General features: G+C 40.0%; 12 protein-coding genes. 2 read left to right on the forward strand and 10 right to left on the reverse strand.

Annotated features, from left to right (window positions below):
* Positions 1-27: 27 nt before the first annotated feature.
* Genes U735_RS0105650 through U735_RS0105660 form a run of 3 tightly spaced genes read right to left on the reverse strand, consistent with a single transcriptional unit; the run spans position 28 to position 2,166 of the window.
* On the reverse strand, positions 28-378 hold the full coding sequence (locus U735_RS0105650) for a carboxymuconolactone decarboxylase family protein (protein ID WP_031442895.1): 351 nt from the start codon (positions 376-378) through the stop codon (positions 28-30).
* Positions 362-1,201 (reverse strand): twin-arginine translocase subunit TatC, encoded by an 840-nt coding sequence (gene tatC / locus U735_RS0105655; protein ID WP_031442896.1) that lies wholly within the window; start codon positions 1,199-1,201, stop codon positions 362-364. Before tatC ends, U735_RS0105650 begins: the two co-directional genes overlap by 17 nt.
* Positions 1,201-2,166, reverse strand: a complete 966-nt coding sequence (locus U735_RS0105660; protein WP_031442897.1) for a KpsF/GutQ family sugar-phosphate isomerase — start codon at positions 2,164-2,166, stop codon at positions 1,201-1,203. Before U735_RS0105660 ends, tatC begins: the two co-directional genes overlap by 1 nt.
* 210 nt (positions 2,167-2,376) lie before the next feature.
* On the opposite strand from U735_RS0105660, the gene recQ reads away from it, so the two are divergent.
* Positions 2,377-4,578 carry a DNA helicase RecQ gene (gene recQ / locus U735_RS0105665; protein ID WP_031442898.1) on the forward strand — a complete coding sequence of 734 codons (2,202 nt, stop codon included), beginning with the start codon at positions 2,377-2,379 and terminating at the stop codon, positions 4,576-4,578.
* Positions 4,579-4,696: 118 nt separating this feature from the next.
* Here recQ and U735_RS0105670 read toward each other — a convergent pair whose 3' ends face one another.
* The 7 genes from U735_RS0105670 to U735_RS0105705 form a co-directional block, all read right to left on the reverse strand.
* On the reverse strand, positions 4,697-5,755 hold the full coding sequence (locus U735_RS0105670; RefSeq protein ID WP_031442899.1) for a S66 peptidase family protein: 1,059 nt from the start codon (positions 5,753-5,755) through the stop codon (positions 4,697-4,699).
* Between the two features lie 93 nt (positions 5,756-5,848).
* The gene (locus U735_RS0105675; RefSeq protein WP_034248060.1) at positions 5,849-7,186 is read right to left on the reverse strand and encodes a carboxypeptidase-like regulatory domain-containing protein; all 1,338 of its coding nucleotides are present in this window, start codon (positions 7,184-7,186) and stop codon (positions 5,849-5,851) included.
* A 624-nt stretch (positions 7,187-7,810) separates the two neighbouring features.
* On the reverse strand, positions 7,811-9,340 hold the full coding sequence (locus tag U735_RS0105685) for a carbon-nitrogen hydrolase family protein (RefSeq protein WP_031442901.1): 1,530 nt from the start codon (positions 9,338-9,340) through the stop codon (positions 7,811-7,813).
* Positions 9,341-9,383: 43 nt separating this feature from the next.
* The gene (gene rluF, locus U735_RS0105690) at positions 9,384-10,118 is read right to left on the reverse strand and encodes a 23S rRNA pseudouridine(2604) synthase RluF (protein ID WP_031442902.1); all 735 of its coding nucleotides are present in this window, start codon (positions 10,116-10,118) and stop codon (positions 9,384-9,386) included.
* A 129-nt stretch (positions 10,119-10,247) separates the two neighbouring features.
* Positions 10,248-12,347 carry a beta-N-acetylhexosaminidase gene (locus U735_RS0105695; protein ID WP_031442903.1) on the reverse strand — a complete coding sequence of 700 codons (2,100 nt, stop codon included), beginning with the start codon at positions 12,345-12,347 and terminating at the stop codon, positions 10,248-10,250.
* 142 nt (positions 12,348-12,489) lie between these two features.
* The gene (locus U735_RS0105700) at positions 12,490-12,942 is read right to left on the reverse strand and encodes a DUF1569 domain-containing protein (protein ID WP_031442904.1); all 453 of its coding nucleotides are present in this window, start codon (positions 12,940-12,942) and stop codon (positions 12,490-12,492) included.
* Positions 12,943-13,049: 107 nt separating this feature from the next.
* Positions 13,050-15,506, reverse strand: coding sequence for a M14 family metallopeptidase (locus U735_RS0105705; protein WP_031442905.1), 2,457 nt, complete (start codon positions 15,504-15,506; stop codon positions 13,050-13,052).
* Between the two features lie 202 nt (positions 15,507-15,708).
* On the opposite strand from U735_RS0105705, the gene bshC reads away from it, so the two are divergent.
* A complete protein-coding gene (bshC, locus tag U735_RS0105710) occupies positions 15,709-17,310 on the forward strand; it encodes a bacillithiol biosynthesis cysteine-adding enzyme BshC (protein ID WP_031442906.1) in 1,602 nt (533 codons plus the stop codon).
* Positions 17,311-17,370: the final 60 nt, after the last annotated feature.

Genomic DNA, 17,370 nt, shown 5'->3' on the forward strand with positions numbered 1-17,370 from the left:
AGTTTGGGGAAAGATATTGTAGATTTTTTAACCTTCTTGTTTTTCCAATTCCTCCCAATATTCGTAGGCTCTTCTCAAGTGGGGAACTACTATAGTGCCGCCGACAAGGGTAGCTATGCCCAAAGTTTCCATAACTTCTTCCTTGCTGGCGCCCTCATTGTAGGAGCTTTCCAAGTGATATTTTACACAGTCGTCGCAACGCAGTACAGCCGAAGCAACCAACCCCAATAGCTCTTTGGTCTTTACATCCAGCGCACCGGCGGCGTAGGCATTGGTGTCCAAGTTGAAGATTCTTTTTATGATCTTGTTGTTGTCTGCCAGGAGCTTTTCGTTCATTTTGGAACGATAGTCGTTAAATTCCTTAACTTGATTTGACATTTTTCTTCTGTTTTTTGGCTTCTCTTTTTAGAACCACCTTGGAAATGTAAATACTTATTTGGTAAAGTATTAAAATGGGTACCGCTACTATAATCTGACTGGCTACGTCCGGTGGGGTAATTACTGCAGATATAAGAAGTACCACAACTAGTGCTATTTTTCTGTATTTGCGGAGTATTTCCGGAGTAACCAAACCAATTTTGGTCAAGAAATAAATGATAATGGGCAATTCAAATATTAAACCACAGGCAATAACAGCTGCTCTTACCGTAGATATATAGGAAACCAAATCTATTTCCCTTACCACAGAATCACTTATGGAGTAGCCTCCCAAAAAGTTAATGGACAGGGGGGCTACAACGTAGTATCCGAACAATACCCCCATAAAGAAAAGGGAGGAAGCTATAAAAATAAATCCCCTTGCGTTCTGACGCTCGTTGTCATATAGTCCGGGAGCAATAAATTTCCACAATTCATAAAGCACATAGGGGAATCCGATTATAAAACCTGCCCAAATGGAAGTCCAGATGTGTGCAGAGAATTGTTCGGACATTTGCCTACTCTGTACCGTAAATTCCGGTTCTGTATTGCAAAATGCCTCACTAAAACCCAATAACTTGGAGAAGTCGCAAAAAACGTGATAGGTTGGAAAATCTGGCATCATCGGCCCAAAAATGACCGTGTCAAAAATAAAACCCTTCATTAAAAAAGCTACTCCTCCTATAATAACTATGGCTAAGGTTGATCGTATTAAATGCCATCTTAGTTCTTCCAAATGGTCCAGGAAGGACATTTCATTTGGGGTTTTAATCGTTTTTGCCATTACAGTATGCCTTCTTTAATTAAATTGTGTAAATGTACTATTCCTTTGTAATTCTCTCCATCAACAACCAATATTTGTGATATATTATTGGCCTGCATTATTTCCAATGCCTTTACGGCAAGGACATCCGAAGCTATTGTCTTAGGGGTAACGCTCATGATATCTTTGGCGGTTAAACCATAAATATTGTCATATTTGTTGAGCATTCGCCTTATATCGCCATCCGTTATTATCCCAACAATTTTTTGATCTTCCAATACTGCTGCAGCTCCCAACATTTTTTCGGAGATCTCAATGATCACAGATTTTACGTCGCTATTGGTGCGTACCTGGGGAATCTGATTATTAGTGGCAATATCGCCCACCCTTAGATATAATTTCTTTCCTAGGGCACCTCCTGGGTGGTATTTTGCAAAGTCCTTACTGCTAAATCCCTTGAGTTCCAATAGGCAAATGGCCAAGGCGTCCCCAATGACCAATTGGGCCGTTGTACTTGTTGTGGGTGCAAGATTGTTGGGGCAGGCCTCTTTTTCAACATAGGTATTTAAAATAAAGTCGGCTTGCGTCGCCAAAAAGGAATCTGGGTTTCCGGTCATTCCAATTAATTTGTTCTTGCCCCGTTTTATTAAGGGCACCAGCATCTTAATTTCGGCGGTATTTCCACTTTTGGATATGCAGATAACCACATCGTCTTTCTGTACGGTTCCAAGATCACCGTGAATGGCGTCGGCGGCATGCATAAAAATAGATGGGGTACCTGTGGAATTTAAGGTGGCAACAATTTTGGAAGCGATAAGGGCACTTTTTCCGATACCTGAAATTATGACCCTGCCTTTGGATTGTCTGATGCATTCCACAGCATTGGAAAAATCTTCGTTTAAGAGAGTCGCTAAATAGGAGATTGCCTCGGCCTCATTGTCAATGGTTTTCTTTGCTATGGCCAATATAGCTTTGGTGTCGCTCAAAGTAATTTAAAATTATGTGATGATTTTCCTAAAAGAAAGTCTTATCTTTATTGTACAAAATTACATAAACTTAAGTTTATAGAATATTTTAAATTTGAACAAATTTATTTCAAGCAAATACTTATTTAAAAGGCAAAAATTCCTTAACTTAAGGAATTTCATTTTTGGCGTTGGCGCCAATATATAATATAAATAATGGTGAAGTACGGTATGGGTATAAATGAGACTGATTTACATGCCTCTCTAAAAAAATATTTTGGATTCTCCCAATTCAAAGGTTTACAGGAAAATGTTGTTAAGAATATAGTACAAGGTAAAAATACCTTTGTAATAATGCCCACTGGAGGTGGAAAATCCCTTTGTTATCAATTGCCTGCATTGATGCAGGAAGGTACGGCAATCGTGGTATCGCCATTGATCGCCCTTATGAAAAATCAAGTAGATGCTATTAGGGACGTGTCCAGCGAGATAGGTGTGGCCCATGTTTTGAACTCTTCTTTGACGAAGACAGAGATTAAACAGGTGAAAAGTGATGTAAGTAGTGGGATAACCAAGCTTTTGTATGTTGCTCCCGAATCTTTGACCAAGGAGGAATATGTAGATTTTTTGCAAGGGGAAACTATTTCCTTTGTGGCGGTGGATGAGGCCCACTGTATTTCGGAATGGGGGCACGATTTTAGGCCGGAATACCGCAATCTTAAATCTATCGTAGGTAGATTGGGTGATAACATACCGATTATTGCCCTAACTGCAACCGCGACGCCCAAGGTACAGGAAGATATTATTAAAAATTTGGGAATAACCGATGCCAAGGTATTCAAGGCAAGTTTTAATAGACCAAATCTTTATTACGAAGTAAGGCCTAAGACCCAAAATGTTGATGGTGATATCATTCGTTTTATAAAACAAAATTTGGGCAAATCAGGAATTATTTATTGTCTTAGCAGGAAACGGGTAGAGGAACTGGCGCAGGTATTGCAGGTAAATGGAGTTAGCGCGGTACCGTACCATGCCGGATTGGATGGTAAAACCAGGTCCAAGCATCAGGATATGTTCCTTATGGAGGATGTAGATGTTGTAGTTGCCACCATTGCATTTGGGATGGGAATTGATAAACCGGACGTGCGTTTTGTAATTCATCACGATATTCCCAAGAGTATAGAAAGCTATTATCAGGAGACCGGTAGGGCCGGTAGGGATGGGGGAGAAGGACATTGCCTTGCTTTCTACTCTTACAAGGATGTGGAAAAATTGGAAAAATTCATGTCGGGCAAGCCCGTGGCTGAACAGGAAATTGGAAACGCCCTTTTACAGGAAATTGTGGGTTATGCCGAAACTTCAATGTCCCGAAGAAAATTTATACTTCATTATTTTGGTGAGGAATTCGATGAAATAAACGGGGACGGAGCCGATATGGATGACAATACCCGAAACCCCAAGGACAAGCAGGAAGCCAAGGACGATGTGGTTAAACTGATAAATGTAGTAATGGGGACCAGTGAGAAATTTAAGTCCAAGGAGGTGGTTAGGACCTTGGTCGGGAAGGTAAATGCCCTGATATCCTCTCATAAGACCGATGAAAAGGAATTTTTTGGTATAGGACGGGATAAGGATAAGGGTTATTGGATGGCGTTGATCCGGCAGACTTTAGTAGCAGGGTTGCTTAGAAAGGAAATAGAGCAATACGGCATTTTACATGTTACCCCACTTGGAAAGGAATTTGTTAAAAATCCTACATCATTTATGATGACCATGGATCATGTTTACAATAAGGAGACCGATGATGCCATAGTAAGCGCCGCAAAATCTTCAGGAGGCGTGGCCGATGATAATTTATTGAAGATTCTAAAAGATTTAAGAAAAAAAGAGGCCCATAAATTGGGGGTTCCTCCTTTTGTTGTTTTTCAAGACCCCTCCCTAGAGGATATGGCCCTCAAATATCCGATTTCTTTGGATGAATTGGTGAATATCTATGGAGTTGGGGAAGGAAAGGCCAAAAAATATGGCAAGCCCTTTGTGGATCAGATTGCCGCCTATGTGGAGGATAATAACATTTTACGACCCGATGATCTGATCGTAAAAAGTACGGGTGCCAATTCTTCCCTTAAGCTTTATATCATTCAAAACGTAGATAGAAAATTGCCGTTGGATGATATCGCTTCTGCCAAGGGATTGGAACTGAACGAATTGATCAAGGAGATGGAACAAATTGTCTTTAGTGGTACCAAATTAAATATCGCTTATTGGATCGATGAGATTTTGGATGAGGACCAGCAAGAAGAAATCCATGATTACTTCTTGGAAGCCAATACGGATGATCTGGAAGTGGCCTTAAAGGAATTTGATGGGGAGTATGAGGATGAAGAGCTTAGGTTGTACCGATTGAAGTTTATAAGCGAGGTGGCCAACTAACCGAATAGGACTGGGTTTCAATCAAAAAAAAGCAGCCATACCTATGATGGCCGCATTATGGTTTAAGGTAATTTGTTTTTTATAATATGTAGCAGTTTATAAGTTCTACCTTTTATATTTATCGGACCGCCTTTTCCAATAACTCCAATGTCATTTTATTGGTATCCAATTTGGCATTGATTCCTATTGGAAGTGTAAAGTTGTTTTCTATATGGCCAAATGTCATACCATAAACTGCTGGTATTCCCAAAGGCTTAATTCTATCCAGTATCACTTCCTTAAGCGTAAACGATCTGGGATCCGGAACACTATCGCATCCTTTAAAAACCCCCAAAGCAATTCCTGCAGCCTTATTAAAAGTTGGGCCTTGCACCAATTGGGTCAGCATTCTATCTATACGGTAAGGGGCTTCTTCAATATCTTCCAGAAAGACTATAGCATCTGTAAAATCAATTTCATGGGGAGTTCCTATTAGGGCATTTACCAAAGTTAAACTACCGCCTACCAATTTTCCTGTTACAACACCGGGATTAATGGTATATCGATCATATTCAGGCTTGCCATATTCTTCTAGATCTGTTATTTGTACATTATTGATAATGGGTGGCAATTTTTTGGATTTCATGACCACGTTTAGCAAGTGCTCAATACTATAAGGGTCGTTCAAAGTGCTTCCTACAGGCCCGTGAAAGGTGATGAGGCCAGTTTCTTGATATATGCCATTTAATAGGGCTGTAATGTCACTAAAACCAATTATAGCTTTGGGATTTTTTTTAATAAGCTCATAATCTATCAAATGCATAATCCTGGTGCATCCGTATCCGCCGCGAGCGCAAAGGATACCATCTATCTTTTTATTGGCGAACATTTCGTTCAGATCCGCAACCCGCTCTGCATCCGTATTGCTAAAGTAACCATGGTTCCCGTGTATGCGATCCGTATGGTAGGGTATAAATCCCATTTTTTCCAATGTTTCTTTGGCCTCTATCAAGACCTCAGGTTTTATGGCATATCCGGGTGCTACAAGACCAATAGTGTCCCCTTTTTTTAATGCTTTTGGCTTTAGGATCGTATTGGGCGATTTTTTTTCATGCGAATTGGCAAATATTGTTGATGGTATTAGGGTGGCTACCCCAGCCCCAATGGCTGTTTTAAAGAACTGTCTCCTTTTTTTCATTAAGCTGATTTTGTATCATCTAAATATATAAAAAAACGCATAAAAAAAGTCCGTCATAAACATGACGGACTTCATAGTTCAAATATAAAAGCTCTACATTCCCAAGGATGACGAATCCTCTTTGGATTTGGATCTTCTCAATTGCCTTTGTATTTTCTTAATAGCAGATTCTATAGATTTTTCTGGTTCTATGATATTGTACTCTCCCCAAAAATCCGGATCTGAAAATCCTATTGCCTCATCCTCCAAAATTATGGAAGATTTAATTCGGTCCTTAAATTTGGGCGATTCTCCTGTGGTATTCTTCTCCCAATCCGTAATGGCCATTTCGCAGGTCATACTATATACCGAATTGAAAAGTCGATCGTCCCAGTTTATTTTGAATTCCAAAAGGACATTGCTATACCCGTAATACCATTTTCCGTTCTTTTCCCTGTAATCTACGCGGTAGGCAATATCCGTTGGCCAAACATTGGCATGGGCAGGCTTTTTGCGCACGAACATTTTGGCGGCCTTGTCCCTGTCCGTAATGTTAAGGGAATAGATGGCACTGGTCAGAATTTTTTTATCGGCATCAATATATAGTTTGCCTTGGTACAAGGGGTCTAGAATAGATTCCCTTTGTTTAAAATTGATAACGAAGATAAGTTTGTCGTTGACTTTGGTTGAATTTTCAAAACTAAAGTTATAATCATCAAATGTTTCTTCGGTAAAAATATATTGTGGGTATTTGATCATGTCTACAAAAAGGGTATTAAAAGGCCCTCCTTGCAGTTTAATGGCCAAGGTGTCCAGTTTGTCGTAATCCGTGCTCTTTCTTGCCTTGTAAAGCTGTAATGCATCCCTACGATCGGAATTGTATGGGGATTTGTAAATATTTACAACGGCTTCTGACAAGGATACGTTTTTCCTTCTTTTTTTAATGGTTTCCCTGTAAAAGGCTGTCATTAAGGTGGGGTCGTCAAAATAATTATCACCCCTTCGGAGCAAAGTTTCCTTAACCAAGGCCTTTGCGTCTTTCGGTACGGCAAGGCTCACTTCGGATAATTCCGTAAAGCTAACTACCAGAGCAATTTCATTTTTATTTTCCTTCAATTGGGTTAAAGGGATTGTTCTGGTCTCGTATCCCAAAAAGGAAACGCTGACCTGTCCCTCGCTCATGTCTTTGGGAACTTTCAGTGAAAAGTAACCCTCTGTATTGCTGACGGTACTAATATTGGTATTTTCAATGGAAAGAGTAGCGAAGACCAATGGATTATTGGTTTCACTATCAATAATTCTACCTTGATATTGGTTAAATGAACTTTCCTGTTCCTGCATATCTTGATACAGGAAGGCCGCCGAAACGGAGGGCGTTACCCCTAAGAACAACAAAATTAATGTTGCAGCCATAAAGGGGGTTTTTCGAAAGGGGTTTTTTTTGAGTTTCATTTTTTTCTTTTTTTTCTTTTTCTTCTTTTTTTATCACCTACATGACTTTTACATTTTGCATTAAACTTTAGATTCTAATAAAACAAAGAGCAAATGTCGTACCCAGTCTATTTATGTGTCAATATGACACTAATTAAAGATAATTATAAGACATTATGTCACCATTAAATTGATCGAAGTATGGGCAATAAAGTTAATTGGTGGGTGGTTGGTATAGATTGGAATTGATAATTCAAGCTAAGCATCTATTGCTTATATCAATGAACGATTGTCTTCCTAAGGTAGTGATTTTTAATGAAATACCCTATTAAAATTTTGTTTAAATTTCCGGAAGCCTTTGAGGCTGAATCTTTGCTAATTGAGCCCGGTTTACCGGCCAAAAACTGAAAGCAACTTGCACTAAAGCCAATAATTTTTATAAGCAGCAGAGGGAAATAGTGTACAGGTTGACTTGTGTTGCTACTCTTGTGAAGCAGCAATACAATTTAGTAAGCGAACACGTTTTAAAGAGCTTGTCCTGCGGTGATTCGTCAAAAATAGGTTTGAGCAGGTTGGCGCCCATTACTTTCATCTTATATGCAGAAAACAGCATACAGGATGGTGTAAAAAATTTACTTTAGGGGTTTAATTCTTTCTGCGCACTTCAAAAATATCCGTTCTTCTATCTTTTAGGTTTCTAACGCTACCAAATTGGTTTAGTTCCCTCAGTAGATCTATATCCAGGTCAACGATCAGAATCATTTCGGTATTTGGCGTGGCTTCGGCCTTTATTCCATTGGCTGGAAAAGCAAAATCACAGGGGGTAAATACCATGGACTGGGCATATTGAATATCCATATTATGTACCTTGGGCAAGTTGCCCACGCTTCCTGCAATAGCCACATAACATTCATTTTCAATGGCCCTGGCCTGTGCACAATTTCTGACCCTGGAAAACCCATTTTGGGTGTCGGTTAGGTAGGGAACAAACAGAATATCCATTCCTTCATCTGCCAATAATCGGCTTAATTCCGGAAATTCGGAATCGTAGCAGATCAGGACGCCTATCTTTCCGCAATCCGTGTCAAATACCTTTAGTTCATTGCCTCCTTGCATGCCCCATACCTTTGCCTCGTCTGGAGTTACATGGAGTTTTTCATATCGCTCCTTGGTACCATCTCTTTTACAGATATAACCAACATTGTAAAGCCCTCCATCTATTATTTCTGGCATACTACCTGTAATAATATTGATGTTATAGGAAATTGCAAATTCAGAAAATCGTTGTACAATAGTGGCCGTGTGTTGGGCTAACTCTCTAATAGCAGCAGACTCTGATAAATGATTGTTCTCCGCCATCAACGGGGCATTAAAGAATTCGGGGAACAGGGCAAAATCTGAGCGATACCCAGAAACGGCATCTATAAAATACTCTGCTTGTTGAAGTACATCATCTAGATTTTTATAGGGTCGCATTTGCCATTGAATGAGCCCTACCCGTACTACCTTTTTTATGACGCTTGCCTTTATGTTCTTTTTTTCATAATAAATGTTGTCCCACTCCAAAAGCACGGCGTAATCGTCGGAAGCTGAGTCACCTTCCAAATAGTTTTTTAGAATTTTACTGGGATGGAAATCGTTGGAAATTTGGAAATTAAGTACGGGGTCGTTTATTTCCTTTTGCTTTACTTTTTCTATATACTCCTTGGGCGTGATACTATCCATGTATTTATGATAGTTGGGGATTCTGCCGCCAAAGGCAACCCCTCTCAAGTTTAAGCGTTCACAAAGGTCTTTTCTGTAGTCGTATAACCTTCTGCCCAAGCGCATTCCCCTATATTCGGGTTTTATAAAGACATCGATCCCATAAAGAACATCGCCATCCGGAGAATGGGTGTTAAAAGTGTAATTACCGGTAATCTGTTGGTAGGTGTGTTTATTTTCAAATTTATCATAATCCAGAATAATGGACAATGCGCAGCCTGCAATTTGGCCATTTACTTTGATAACGACCTGTCCCTCCGGAAATTTGGATATTAAATTATCTATTTGATGTTCCCGCCAGTAAGACTCCGGCATAGTGGTGTAGGATTCTATCATGGCCGTTTTAAGCTCTTGATAGTCATCCACGCTTAAATATAATAACTCAATATTTTCTATTTCTTCCATCTTCATGGTCATACTTTTAAAATTAAATTAGAGGGGTAGTTTCTTGTTTTTACTTGTAATGGGTCTTGGTAGAATCGGAAATCATTTCATTGATTTCGCTCAATTCCTTTTCAGATAAATATCGCCATTTCCCAACCGGAACGTCCAATTGAATATTCATGATCCTAATACGTTTTAAGGCGGTTACATTGTACCCTAGATACTCGCACATCCGCCTTATCTGACGGTTGAGCCCCTGTGTTAGAATAATTCGAAATTGGAACTTGCTTATTTCCTCAATTTCGCATTTACGGGTTACCCTATCCAAGATGGGGACCCCATTGGCCATTTTCTCCAGGAAAACCTTTGTTATAGGTCTATCTACGGTAACAATATATTCTTTCTGGTGCTTATTTCTGGCCCGTAAAATCTTATTTACTATATCTCCGTCATTGGTCAATAGAATCAATCCTTCGCTGGGTTTGTCCAATCTCCCAATTGGGAATATTCTGCTTGGGTAATTTATGAAGTCGATAATATTGTCCTTTTCCACCCGCGTATCGGTAGTGCAAACAATGCCAATGGGTTTGTTGAACGCAATGTATACCGGCTTTTCTTGAGGTTCGGAAATAAGCTCCCCATCCACCCGTACCTCGTCGGCCACGGTAATTTTTGTACCCATTTCTGGAACCTTTCCGTTAATGGTTACCCGTCCTTGTTCTATAAGTTTGTCCGCGGCCCTGCGCGAACAATAGCCCATTTCACTTAAAAACTTGTTTATTCGGGTAGCTTCCTTCTCTTTCATATACGCTCCTTAAGCCCGATTTCCGCATCGGATTTAAGGGCGAAATATACTTAATTAAACGCTTATTATTGTTAACATTGGTATAAGATATTTCACCCCTATTTCTTCTGTAGTGAATTTTGCAGCTAATTATTTTTTTAGGGGATCTGCATTCTCCATGTAAATTTCCTTAGCAAGTTCTTGTTTCAACTTTTTAAAGAACAATATTTCGGCATAGAATTGCCAATCGAAATTTAAGGATTGATTGGCCAAATGCACATGATGGTCCTGGTCCAGAATGTAATTATCCGGTTTGTTCAATATTCGGGTTTTACTGTAGACCGTTTCCAATTCCCTTCTAAGGCTGCCGAATTCCGACTCCAACTCTTTTAGCTTCGAAGCTGTTGCCATGATATCCTCTCTACTTTCCGCCTTGTCGTAGTCTCTAAGTGCCAATAACATTTTTGGACTATAACCTGCCAGTTTGTTAACCTGTTCATACACTTGTAGGTTATGGTCGTTGCGCAGGGCAAGGGAACGGGCATTCTCTATTTTCTTGGCAATACTATCTGTTTGGGATAAGGTTTCGGCAGCTGTCTTTAAACGCTCTTCATTGGACAAGCTCCAAGCCCCTATATTTTCTTTGTCAGGAAAGTCAATAACGGCCTCTTCCAAGGGATCTTTCATCTGATGAAGGAAGTTGCGTTGGTTCTTTTTAAGCAGGGCATTTTTCCAAAAGGCCACTGGGGACTCAAGTTCAGTAATAAAAGCCTCATTCTTGTCGGCCAAGGTATACCCATATTCCCGCTGTCTAAATGCCGACTTTATTTCATCCTTACTGCGTTTGTCCCCTATCCAGGAATATTCGGCAAAGGCCAGGATACCCCTCATATACAATTCAAAATGAGGGGAATCATCATCCCATAAAGTCAACAATAACCCATTTAGGCCGCTGTCTATGGAGCTAACCGCAAAAGAACGTATGTTTTCCATATTACTCTCTTCCTGTGGCATTAAAACCCATCTGGTTTGGCCCGCCGTGGCGCCCATAACCTCCATGCCGTGGTCCGTAAACCATTGCATGGCCTTGATGTTTCCTAAGGCTTGGGGCGAACTATAGTTCCACCTCATATAGATGCAATTCTTTGGGAAGATATCCAGAAACTCCAATAATTTGTGTTCGTTATCCTTCCAAACCTGATCCACTTCCTCCTGTGTCATATCTTTTTTGAACATGGGGTCATAAACGTCGGCCTGTTTTAGAGGCATATCATCCCAGAAAATTGGGGTCTTTCCGTGTTCTTCCGCAAATTTGGCCACTTTGTCCAACCACATCAGCTGTAATTTTAAGGGCGACTCCTTGCTGCCTCGTCCAGTGGTGTGTACTTCGTCACCCCCAACATGCAAGTATCTTCCGTGGGGAAAGGCCTTCATGGCGTCCAAATACAGGTCAAATTGTACTTCGTAGGTCTTGGGGTCCAATGGATTAAAGGCCCAATCGCTTTCTTGGTTGTCCCTGAGCTCCTTGTATTCCGGGTGTTTTAGAATAAATGAGGCATGGCCCAAGCCCTGTACCAATGGACTTATTTCTATATGCCGCTCTTTGGCGTAATCGCTGATCTTTTTCCATTCCTCAATGCTCAAGGCATCTGCGGAGGCAACTGTGGGTTGACGTTTAAATTTTAATTTGTCCTCAACTTCCAAAATAATACCGTTGATCTTGTAACTGGCAAACTTATCCAGCAGGTCATAATAGTATTCTGTCTTTTCCAAATGGTGTTTTACATCCAAGTGTACGGAGCGGTAGGCGAGTAATGGGTAATCCGTTAGTTGGCACAATGGAAGGTTTACCCTCTGGTCCTTGGCGTCCACCATCAATTGTTCCAAGGTTTTGAAGGCGTAAAACAACCCGGCCTCATCCTTACCTTTAATGAGTATCTGTTTATCCGTTATGGTCAGGGAGTAACCTTCCGCTGGAACATCCAAATCGGAATCTATTTCATACATTAAGGTAGTCTTGCCTTGATTTTTATCCAGCGCTAAAATATCCTCGTCAATTATGGGCAGTGCTTCCCCGTTTTTTGCTTCAGCTTTAAGGGTTGCATCGTAGGAAATTGAACTTACTCCGGTAACGTCAAATTCTTGAGGTTGGGGTAGTAATTTAAAGTCGCCCATCTTATTTTCTTTTGGGGAACAAGAGAATAGTAAAATGGAGATTGTCAATAGATAAATGCCTGTAATTTTTCTCATGAAATTTGTTATTGGTAGTTAGTTTTTGAATAAGGTGCAAAAATATTGAATAATATTCAAATGTGGAATTTTTTTTAAAAATTGCCCCAAATCTGTCAGGGGATCGATTATCTAGGATTTAAAAACTTTATTTGGTAATTTTTTATACCCCAAATTGCTCCAAATGATGGTTGAGATGTTTGTAGAACAAATTGTTCCATTCTGTTTTGGTCAAGGGACCAAAAGAATGTGATTCCTTATTGTGAAAGTGATCTTCTCCAAGTTCTTGGGTTTTTATTAAATAATCTATCAATCGCTGCTTTTCCTTTTCAAAGTCCCTCTCGTCAACGATTAGGAAGGCAGGTGCAGTCCGACTATTTTTCTTGTACGGTTTTTCATTGACCACCGGTTGTTTTACGAAAAGTTTAAGCATAAGTTTCATTGCTCCATTGGGTTTTGGATGTTTATCCGTATATACCATTTCATAGGAAACATTGCAGTGGGCCATCATTTGGGCAACATTCATTTTTCCCCATAGCCCGGCACTTTTAGGGGTTAGTTTATTGATTCTTCCTACAACCTCGTCTACTACCTTTTTGTCAAAAATGTTTTTCATGTTCTAGAGTTATATGATGTTCGTTTTTTTGTTCTTGCTTAATGGTTTTCTTTGTTTAACAGCTATTTGGGGTATAATTGCCGTAGTTTCAATTGGTGTAACTTGAGTTATTTTACCATAAACAGGGCATTGACGAAGAAGAGTTTGCCATTTTCCCAAAACCCCCTAAACAATGGGTTGTCTACCATATAAACAACCTGTCCCTTGCCTACTTCTTCAACACCGAATACCAATGTATTGGCAATTTTTTTCTTTGCCTCACTTCCAGCAAAACCCGCAACTGGTGAATCCGTGTTTTCCAAATAGACCACGGTCCCTGTCTCTAAGTTTTCAAAGGCATCGTCGCTCAATTTGAGAGTAAAATAGTGGTCGCCATAACCGTAGGCCAATGGGTGTGTTTGGTCAACCTTGGTTCTAAAGATGGCACCAGTAATTGCATTTTTAATGTCTTCGCGTTCCGCCTCTTCATATGGGAGTATGTTTTCTGTACTGTCTTTTTTTATTTCCTTTTCCTTTAATCCAAACCCATGTTCCCCATTTATACCCTTTATGGCTCCTTCCATGGCGATCACTTTTCCTCCATTCTTTACAAATTCCTTTAAATCCTGCAATTTATTTTCAGAGAAGAACTTACCGTACCATCCGTTGGGTAGGATAAGTACATCGTAGTCGGATAATTCCACTTGGTCATAATATTCGCTATCCAAAATAGTTAATGGGTAGTGAAGTTGTTGTTCAAAAAAGTGCCAAATTTCCCCAAATTCAAGGGTATTGGTAGGTTCGCCCGATAGCATTGCTATTTTGGTGTCCGTAATCATGGGTACATAGCTAGAACCAAAGTCGGGTCCTTTTTCAACAAATCCGGTATTTGTTGGGGTTAATGTGGTTTTGTTATCGTAAGCAACCCGGCTCAAGGTCTCCACAAAGTCTTTATGGTTTTTATTGTCCCCTTTGGTGATGATCAGGCTACCCCTATCAAATTTTTTGCCTTCGGCCACAAATGGATTTTTGGCAAAACGTACCCTAATATTTTCTTTGACCAATGCTGTCAAAAAACGCGCATCCTTCATACTGGACCAGTCACTTACAAAGGCATAGGTGTCCTGGTTGATGTCGACCTCCTTGGACGGAAGAATTTCCCAATCCCCAGAAGGGTCCGACTCCACTAACGTCTGGGAAGCAATAGCTTCCAATCCGTAGGCGTAAGGTAGGGACCATGCCGTTATATCATAGGTCAGTGAATCACTTAGCTTTGTATTGGGTTCCATAAGAACTTGCGCCAAGGTGCCTTTGACCTGGTCGGTAGAAACTACCAAAGTGGAAGGGGTAGTTTTTGTGGTCCCCAATTTTCCCGAGCTATATAAATGGCCCTTGGCAGTACCTTCCTTTGCCCAGCCGTATTTAATCTCATGGGATCTAAGTAGTGCTGCAATGGCGTCAATTTTATCGGGATCCCCGTTCATTACATAACTTTTGTATTTGAAATTTTTATTTTGATAAAACTTCTTGAATTCCCTATTTAATTTTTCTGTGTTTTGGGAAGCTACTTCCACGGTAGATAGACCGGTTGTAAGATGGTGGGCAATACGGTCGTTTAGGGTAAGGGTGTCCCCAATAATGGTCTTTACTCCCAATCCGGCACGCCCACTACCGCCTTGTTCGTAGGTCATTCCTATCCCCCCATTATAGGTGGGGTAAGTATCACCATAACTAGGATATAAGAGGTCAAAAACTTCTTTGGTAAAATAAAACCAACCGTTGGCGTCAAAATATTTGGCGTGGTTTTTCCCTATGGTAATCTGAAAATCGCGTTGAAAATCGGTTACCACCTCATGAAAGGGTTCTGCAGCCGGGGCAAAATAATAAGGGTTGTTTACTCCCTGTTCATGAAAATCAACATGTACATGTGGCAACCACTGGTTGAAAACTTTTATCCGCTGCTGACTTTCTACTTGTGTAAGCCAGGCCCAATCCCTATTTAGGTCGAACATGTAATGGTTGGAACGCCCGTTTAGCCAACCTTCATGGTGTTCCTTGCTGTTGGGGTCTATATTGTTCGGTGTGTTCTTAAATTGGTTGTACCAGTTAACGTATCTATCGCGACCATCTGGATTAATACACGGATCCATTATTACTACCGTATTTTCCAGGTAAGAGGACTTGTTGGTCAATAGTTCATAGATGGTCTGCATGGAGGCTTCGGTACTAACGCTTTCATTTCCATGAACATTATAGCTCAACCAGACTATGGCCTTGGTAGGCGATCCTTGGCCGGTGGTATTCTTTAGATGCTCCAATCTGATGGACTCCAAGGCAACAATGTTTTCCGGGCTGGAAACATAGGCCACGATCAGGGGCCTGCGTTCATTGGTTTTTCCATATTCTACCAATTTAACCCGATCTGAAGCATTTTCGGCCAGATATTTATAATAGTCCACCACTTGATGGTGCCGTGTAAATTCTGATCCCAATTCATATCCTAAAAATTCGGAGGGAGTTAGTAATGTTTGGGAAATTCCAAAGGCAGTAGAAAGAAGAAAAAAGGTTAGTAGAAGTTTTTTCATTTAAATCCGTTGATTTGCTAAGAATCAAATCTAAGGAATATTCGCGATATTAATTGTCATCCAACAGTACTTGGCATCTTATGGATCGGGTATGGTGTTCATCAAAAAGATATTAAAAAAGTGAATTTTAAACTTCTTAACGTATTTTTAGGAGCTGAAAAAAGGGATAATTTTATCTTTACCAGCTATTACCAATATTTCTATGGAAGTCGAATGTATACCCTTTAAAAAAACTGGTTATTTTTCCAATTTGATATGTGATTATCTGGATGCGAAGGAATCTTTGTCCCCTTTTTATGAAAGGCCGCCCCAAATTGATCAGTATGCCGAGCAGATAAGGGCCAAGCAAAATTTTCCAAGTTCCCATCGTGAAGTTCTGTTTTCGGTTCTTAAAAATCAATATAGGGAAATTGACATTTCGGAGGATACCAAGGTAAATATATCGCTACTCAGGGAGGCCTCAACATATACAGTGGTAACAGGGCATCAATTAAATTTATTTACGGGACCGTTATATTTTTTATACAAGATCATTTCTACCATCAATTTGACCAAGGAATTAAAGCTTACCAATCCCGAAAATAACTTTGTGCCTATTTATTGGATGGCGACCGAGGATCATGATTTTGATGAAATAAATTACTTCAATTTTAGGGGGAAAAAATTACAGTGGAATAAAAATGCTTCAGGTGCGGTTGGGCCGTTGGCAACCGATGGACTGGAATCTATCCTGGAAGCTTTTTCCAATGAAATGGGCAATAGTATAAATGCCAGTAAGCTTAAGGAATGGTTTAGAAAGGCCTATTTGGAACATGATAATCTTACCGATGCTACCCGTTTTTTGGCCAATGAACTTTTTGGTGAACACGGCTTGGTTATTTTGGATGGCAACGATGCGGCCTTGAAGCGCTTGATGGTGCCTATTGTGAAGCGTGATTTGTTGGAAAACGCTTCTTACAATAAGGTAAGTGAAACTATAGAGCAACTACAGCTACTACCGGAGAATTACGGTATACAGGTTAATCCTAGGGAAATCAATTATTTTTATTTGTTGGATGGTGTCCGGGAGAGAATTGTGGGGCAGGATGGCAGATTTTATGTAAACGACACTAAAATTGAATTTAGCCAAGAGGAAATTCTAAAAGAATTGGAGAATTACCCTGAACGTTTTTCGCCCAATGTAATTACCAGACCTCTTTACCAGGAAGTAATATTGCCCAATTTGTGTTATATAGGAGGCGGCGGTGAATTGGCGTATTGGCTGCAATTGAAAGCTATGTTTACGGAAATGAAGGTGCCCTTTCCAATATTATTGCTCCGTAATTCGGCCTTGGTCATTACTGGCAAGCAGATGGAGAAATTAAAGCGGATGAACATTTCCCTTGCCGATATATTTTTAAATCAAAGTAGTTTTATTAATAAGAAGATCAGGGAAATTTCCAATATTGATATTGACTTTACCCCACAAAAAAAATATTTACAGGAGCAATTCAGGGAATTGTATGATCTGGCAGCCCAAACGGATGCTTCTTTTGTAGGAGCTGTGAAAGCCCAGGAGGTAAAACAATTAAAGGGATTGGACAATTTACAAGGAAGATTGCTTAAGGCACAAAAAAGGAAGTTGCAGGACCATGTGGTGCGTATGACCGAAATTCAGAATCAACTTTTTCCCAATAAATCACTTCAAGAACGCAACCTTAACTTCTCGGAACTTTATCTAGAGTATGGAGAGCGCTTGATTCCACATTTAATGAAAGCGCTTAGGCCGCTTTCGGGAGAATTTTCTATTGTAAAAATGGATTGATCCGCACTTTTTTATTGCACTTCCGGACAGGTTTGTTGACAATCAAAAAGGTTATATTTG

Source organism: Arenibacter algicola (genome assembly GCF_000733925.1).
Lineage (GTDB): Bacteria > Bacteroidota > Bacteroidia > Flavobacteriales > Flavobacteriaceae > Arenibacter > Arenibacter algicola.